The sequence below is a fragment of the Silvibacterium sp. genome (assembly GCF_047605705.1).
GTDB lineage: Bacteria > Acidobacteriota > Terriglobia > Terriglobales > Acidobacteriaceae > Silvibacterium.
Genome location: NZ_JASGFD010000023.1, coordinates 70590 through 76759 on the forward strand (window position 1 = coordinate 70590; position 6170 = coordinate 76759).

3 protein-coding genes are annotated in these 6170 nt (G+C 62.3%); all 3 read left to right on the top strand.

The features are described from left to right. The first annotated feature begins 62 nt into the window (after positions 1-62). Positions 63-3527 (top strand): carboxypeptidase regulatory-like domain-containing protein, encoded by a 3465-nt coding sequence (locus QM649_RS10355; RefSeq protein ID WP_415198962.1) that lies wholly within the window; start codon positions 63-65, stop codon positions 3525-3527. A 78-nt stretch (positions 3528-3605) separates the two neighbouring features. Then, the gene (locus QM649_RS10360) at positions 3606-4745 is read left to right on the top strand and encodes a pyridoxal phosphate-dependent aminotransferase (RefSeq protein WP_415198963.1); all 1140 of its coding nucleotides are present in this window, start codon (positions 3606-3608) and stop codon (positions 4743-4745) included. A 298-nt stretch (positions 4746-5043) separates the two neighbouring features. Then, on the top strand, positions 5044-6170 hold a 1127-nt coding region (locus tag QM649_RS10365; protein ID WP_415198964.1), incomplete at its 3' end, for a c-type cytochrome domain-containing protein.

A 6170-nucleotide genomic window follows, 5' to 3' on the forward strand; every position in this document is an offset into this window, starting at 1 on the left:
GGACTCCCCTAACAGACGCTCTCGCTTTCTTCCTCTTTCTTGCACTTCTTCAGGAGAGCTCTATGACGCATCGGTTGAGAAGCCGTCTTTCTTTTCTATTTCCGGTTTTGCTGCTGCTCTGGATCGCAACGGCCGGGCAGCCTCCTCTGTGGGCTCAAACCTACAACGGCCAGCTGAGAGGAACGGTCAGCGATCCCAGCGGCGCAACGGTGAGAAATGCAACCGTCACCCTTACAAATGAGCAAACCGCCGAGATTCGCACCACGGCTACGGACGGCGCGGGCGCGTATGCGTTCAATGCGCTGCAGCCCTCCGTATACACGCTGAAGGTGAATGCAACGGGCTTCGCGCTCGCCGAGCGCACGCATATCGCCCTGGCCACGCAGGACTTTCTCACTCTAGACGTGGCGCTGAGCCTGGGCACGGCGAGCAACGTCGTGCAGGTTTCCGCAGAGGCGCCCCTGGTCGATAACTCCACCGCGTCGATCGGCACCAATCTCGACCAGAAGCGCCTTGAAGATGTGCCGGTGCTGGGGCGCAATCCTTACATCACCGCCGGACTCTCCGGTGTGTTCGTGAATACGGGCAATCCGCAGTTCATCCGCTTTGCCGATCAGAACGGAACCTCCGCTACGTCCGTGGCCGGTGGCCCTGTGGCTTCGAATCTCTACCTCGTGGATGGCGTGCCGATCACGGACACGAATAACCGGCCTATCGCGATTCCGACGATCGAATCCATCCAGGACGTGAAGGTGCAGGCGCTCACTTATGACGCGCAGGTAGGACGCACCGGCGGCGGCGTCTTCAACACGCTGCTGCGCTCGGGCTCCAACCAGCTGCACGGCTCGTTCTTCGGAGAGACGCGGCAGACGGCGTGGCTTGCGAACGACTTCTTCGCCAACCGGGAAGGCATCGCGCGGCCCGACAGCCCCTACTACAACTGGGGCGCGTCGCTCGGCGGTCCGCTGGTAATTCCGTACGTCTACGATGGCCACGACAAGACCTTCTTCTGGATCGGCTCCGAAGGATATATCCAGACCTCGCCATACACCGAGACCTTTGTCGTGCCGACAGCCGCGGAAAAGACGGGCGACTTCTCCAGCGATTACAACGCCGACGGAACGCTGCACACCATCTACAACCCATACGACACGTACACCGACGCGAGCGGCACGGTGCAGCGCCGTCCTTATGCCGGCAACGTGATCAGCAACGTCAACACGGTCGGCAAGAACATCGCTTCGTACTTCCCCAACCCTAACTCGGGGACAAACACGTACACGGGCACTGACAACGTGCGCGATCACGCGCAGGAAGTTACGGTGAAGCTCGACCAACAGATCCGGCCATGGTGGACGGTGAACGGCTCCTACATCTTTTACGAGGCACTGCAGCCGCTCGGCAATCCGCTGCATACGCTGCCCGGCAGCTACTCCTACACCTATCACCGGCAGGTGGATGCGGTGCAGGCTAACAGCACGTGGATTCTGAATCCGAGCACGGTGCTGACGGTGCGTTACGGCAACAACCGCTTCCCGAATTTGATTGCGGAGGTAAGCAATGGCTTCAATCCTGCGAACCTCGGTTTTCCTACTTCGCTGACGAGCCAGCTGCAGGCGGACTTTTTCCCGACGATCTTTTTTGCAAACTACTCGCAGCTTGGCCAGAATACCGATCAGCTCGATAACTGGAAGTCGCAGATCGTAAACGGGACGCTGACCAAGACACTCGGCAAACACAACGTCACCGTGGGCGCGGAGTATCGCCGCCTGCGCCTCGACTTTCAGGATTACAGCAACGCTCCGGGCACGTATACCTTCAGCGGCGCGTTCACGCAGGCGAGCCCGAGCGAGACGGATGGCCTCTCCGGCGACGACATCGCCGACCTGCTGGCGGGACTTCCTATCTCCGGCGAGATCGACTTGAGCACGCTGCTGCACACGTATCTCGACTATTCCGCCGTGTTCGCACAGGACGACTGGCGCGTGACGCCGAAGCTTACGCTCAACCTCGGGCTGCGCTGGGAGTCGGAGACCGGACTGAAGGAAGATCACAACCAACTTGCCGTCGGCTTCGATCGCACGGCGACGTCGCTGCTCTCGGGCAGCACGACCGTTACAGGCGGCGTGCTCTTCGCCGGAGTCAATGGAGATCCGCGCGACATCGGCGACCTCTCGCGGGTGAAGTTCGCACCGCGCATCGGCGCCTCGTATCAGCTCACGCCGAAGACCGTTGTCCGCGGCGGCTACGGCATTCTGTATGCGCCGATTCGCTATGACCCCACAGCCTCGCTCGCGCCCGGCTACACGCAGGCGAACGAGTACGTGGCCAGCAACGACAACGACCAGACGCCCGCAGGCAACCTGAGCAATCCTTTCCCGAATGGACTTACGAAGCCGGCAGGCAACACCGCCGGACTGCTAACCGGCGTGGGCAACTCGGTGAGCTCGTACGACCAGGATTACAAGGCTCCGCGCGTGCAGCAGTTCTCCGTGGATGTAGAGCGTGAGCTGCCGCAGAATGTCGCCGTGGATGTGGCTTATATCGGCTCGCGTTCAGTGAACCTCTCGCCTTCGCCGACGAGCAGCACCGCGGTCAACATCAACCAGCTGAATCCTTCGAACTTCACCCAGGGTTCGGCGCTCAACGACGAGGTGACGAATCCCCTCTACGTAGCGGGCGGCTCGGGCATCATCGGCGAGACGAGTGTCTCGCGCTCGCAGACGCTGCGGCCGTTCCCGCAGTTCACCTCGGTCAATCTCTTCCTCAGCTCCGCGCACGCGGATTACAACGCGCTGCTGGTGAAGGCGGAGAAGCGCGCTTCGCACGGGGTGAACCTGCTTGCGTCGTTTACCTGGTCGCGCAACATGGACTCGTCCTTCGCTACCGCGAACAGCATTCAGGCCGTGGGTGCGACGGCGCCGCAGAATGTCTACGACCTCGAAGCGGAATATGCTCACTCCGTGAGCGACACGCCATTCCGCTTTGTGGCCGGGGTGCTGTGGAATCTGCCATTCGGCCAGGGGCAGCTGCGCACGGGACATCGCTGGCTCGACGAGACGGTGGCGCACTGGCAGCTGAACGTGCTGCCGACCTTCCGGGCCGGATTCCCGGTTTCGGTCTACCAGAGCAGCAATCCGAACAGCACGATTGCGGGCAATGGCGTGCAGAGGCCGAATCTCGAGAAGGGTGTGAGCCTTGGCACGAAGGGCGGTCTCTACGATCGCCTGAACGGGTATATCAACAGCGCGGCTTTCTCGTCTTCGGCGGCTTACACCTTCGGAGATGCGCCGCGTACGCTCTCATTCCGCGGGCCTGCCTATGAGAACTGGGACATCTCGCTCTTCAAGAACATCGTGGTGCGCGAGCGGCTGAATATCCAGTACCGCGCGGAGACATTTAACACGTTCAACACACCGCTCTTCGGAGGGCCAAACACGGCATACGGCAGCTCCACCTTCGGGCAGATCACCGAGCAGGCGAATTTCCCACGCTACCTGCAGATGGGCCTGCACATCACCTACTAGAGCCTGTAAAGCCCGGCGCGGCGGTTCGGTTGCGCTGCGCCGGCGCATCTCATGCATTTGTAACCGTAAGAGGAAGAAATGACTGCACGCACGAACTGGAACCGCCGCGCCCTGCTGAAAGCTACCGGATTGACGGCCGCGGGTGTAGCGATTGGCGCAGGGACCTCTCCGAACGTCTTCTTCGCGCTGGCGGACGCAGGGGCTGCCGCGCCCGCTGCACCTATCCATCTCAACCTGAACGAGAATGCCTGGGGACCCTCGGCAGCGGTCGCGCCGGCACTCACGCGCGAGTTCGGACGGCTCTCGCGCTATGCCAACGACGCACTGGCGCAGCCTTTTCTCGAGCAGGTTGCGGCGTACGAGCATGTGCCGGTGGAGCAGGTGATTCCGGGTGAAATTCTTGGAGGCCTCGGACTCTGGCTCGGAAGCCGGGGTGGTCCGGGTGGCGAATTTCTTTATTCCACGCCGGGCTACACGGCGCTGGTGGATGCGGCGGCGCACGTGGGCGGCGTTGCCGTGCCCGTCCCGCTCAATGCCCGCTACGAGAACGATCTCGACGCCTTCCGCGAGAAGTTATCGCCGAAGACGCGGGCGATTTATCTCATCAATCCGCATAATCCGACTGGAACTGTCACAGAGACAGATACATTTTTGCAGTTTGTGCGCGAGGTCTCGCAAAAGGCGCCGGTGATTGTGGATGAAGCCTACCTCGAATACACGCCGGATTTCGAGCAGCGGTCCGCCGTGCGGCTGGTGCGCGAAGGCGCGAATGTACTGGTCTTCCGCACCTTCGACAAGATTCACGGCCTTGCGGGTCTCCCGATCGGCTACACGCTTGCCCCGGCATCGGTGGTCAGCGCTTTGCGCCAACAGGGGTACGGCGATGCGGAGTCTCTCGGCCGCCTGAACCTGGCCGCGGCCTCGGCCGCGCTTGGAGATACGCAGCATGTTCTGCGGGTGCGCCAGAGCGTGACGGAGGAGCGCGGGAAGTGGACGGCGTTCCTCGACCGGCACAACCGCAAACGATCGGCGACGGTTACAAATTTCGTCTTCTTCGAGGCCGGTCAGCCGCAGGCGGAGCTTGCCGCAGCCCTGAGAAAGCAGGGCATCGAGATTGGTCGCACGTTTCCTCCGTACACCAATTGGGCGAGGATCACGATCGGCCTGCTCGAAGAGAATGCGAAGGTGCAGGCTGCGCTGGAGCGGCTCTGGTCCTGATCTTTTTCGAATTGCCATTATCCGTCCATATGCGCGCCCGCGTCCCTCAGGCGCGCATATCGCTTGACAGTCCCCCTTGGGTACACCGGATAATGGCTGCGATGCACTTTTCGGCGCACATCACGATTCAATCCCTTCCGGAATCCGCGCCGGCGCTTCGCCATTGTTGTCGCTAGACCCGCTTTTCCTGCTTCATCCCACCTACTCCATTCAAAATAAGCAGCCGTCACGGGACTGACGCTCGCGCCGTTTTCCATCTCCGCGGCCAAGAGCCATAGCCCGGCTGCGGAATGCAGGCATGCCGAGTTCTTTGCGCCGTTTTTTGCCGTCGTACCCGTCTCTTGTCTCGTCCGCGCTCGGTGTGAGCGCCGCGATCGTGCTTGGCTCGTCCAGCATTGCGCTGGCCCAGGCTCCGGCCGCGGATGACGCCGCGCGACAGGCCTTCTACAAAGAGAAGATTCAGCCGATCCTCTCCGCGCACTGCTACGACTGCCATTCGGCCGACGGCGGCTCGGCGGGCGGCTTGCGCGTGGACGACCGCGCCGCGCTGCTCAAGGGCGGCAGAAGCGGGCCTGCGATTGTGCCCGGCAAGCCAGATGAGAGTCTGCTGGTGCAGCGTGTGACGACCAGTGATGTGAAGCAGCGCATGCCGAAGAGCGACGACCCACTGACGGCAGATCAGATCAGCCAGCTGAAGAGCTGGATCGCGGATGGCGCGGCATGGTCCGCGCCCGATGCCTCGGCATCCTCCAGCTCCGCTCCGGCAGAGGTTCCTTCGACAGTGGCTCCTGCGGCTGCATCTGCTGCCACCGCTTCTCCAGCGGCGCAGGCTAAGGATGGGAAGGCGTCATTGACGCGTGTGCCTTATCCTCGCCCGGCGACCGCCGCACAGCTTGCGTTCTTCGAGAAGAAGGTTCGGCCTATCCTGGTGAACCGCTGCTACAACTGCCACTCGGCCGCATTCAAGGAAGCAGGCGGCCTGCGCGTGGATGTCGGCATCAGCATTTTTACGGGCGGGAAGGATGGCGCGGTCATCATCCCCGGCCATCCGGAAGAGAGCCTGCTGATCCGGCGCGTGAAGTCGACCGACCCCAAGAAGCGCATGCCGCAGGAGAGCAACGAGTCTCTGCCTGCCGATGAGATCGCTACGCTCGAGGCTTGGATCAAGGATGGCGCGGCGTGGCCGGATGAGACCGAGAAGCTGCCGCCTACGCCGGAGCGCCTGCGCCGCGTGTATCCGCAGCTGCGCGCGGAGTGGTGGTCGTGGCAGCCGCTGACCAGGCCTGCCGCGCCGGTGCTTGCGAACGATACCTGGTCGTCGGGCGATATCGACCGCTTTGTGCTCGCGAACCTGCAGGCAAAGAAGCTTGCGCCGGTGGCCGATGCGGACCCGGTTGTGCTGCTGCGGCGGCTTCGCTATGACCT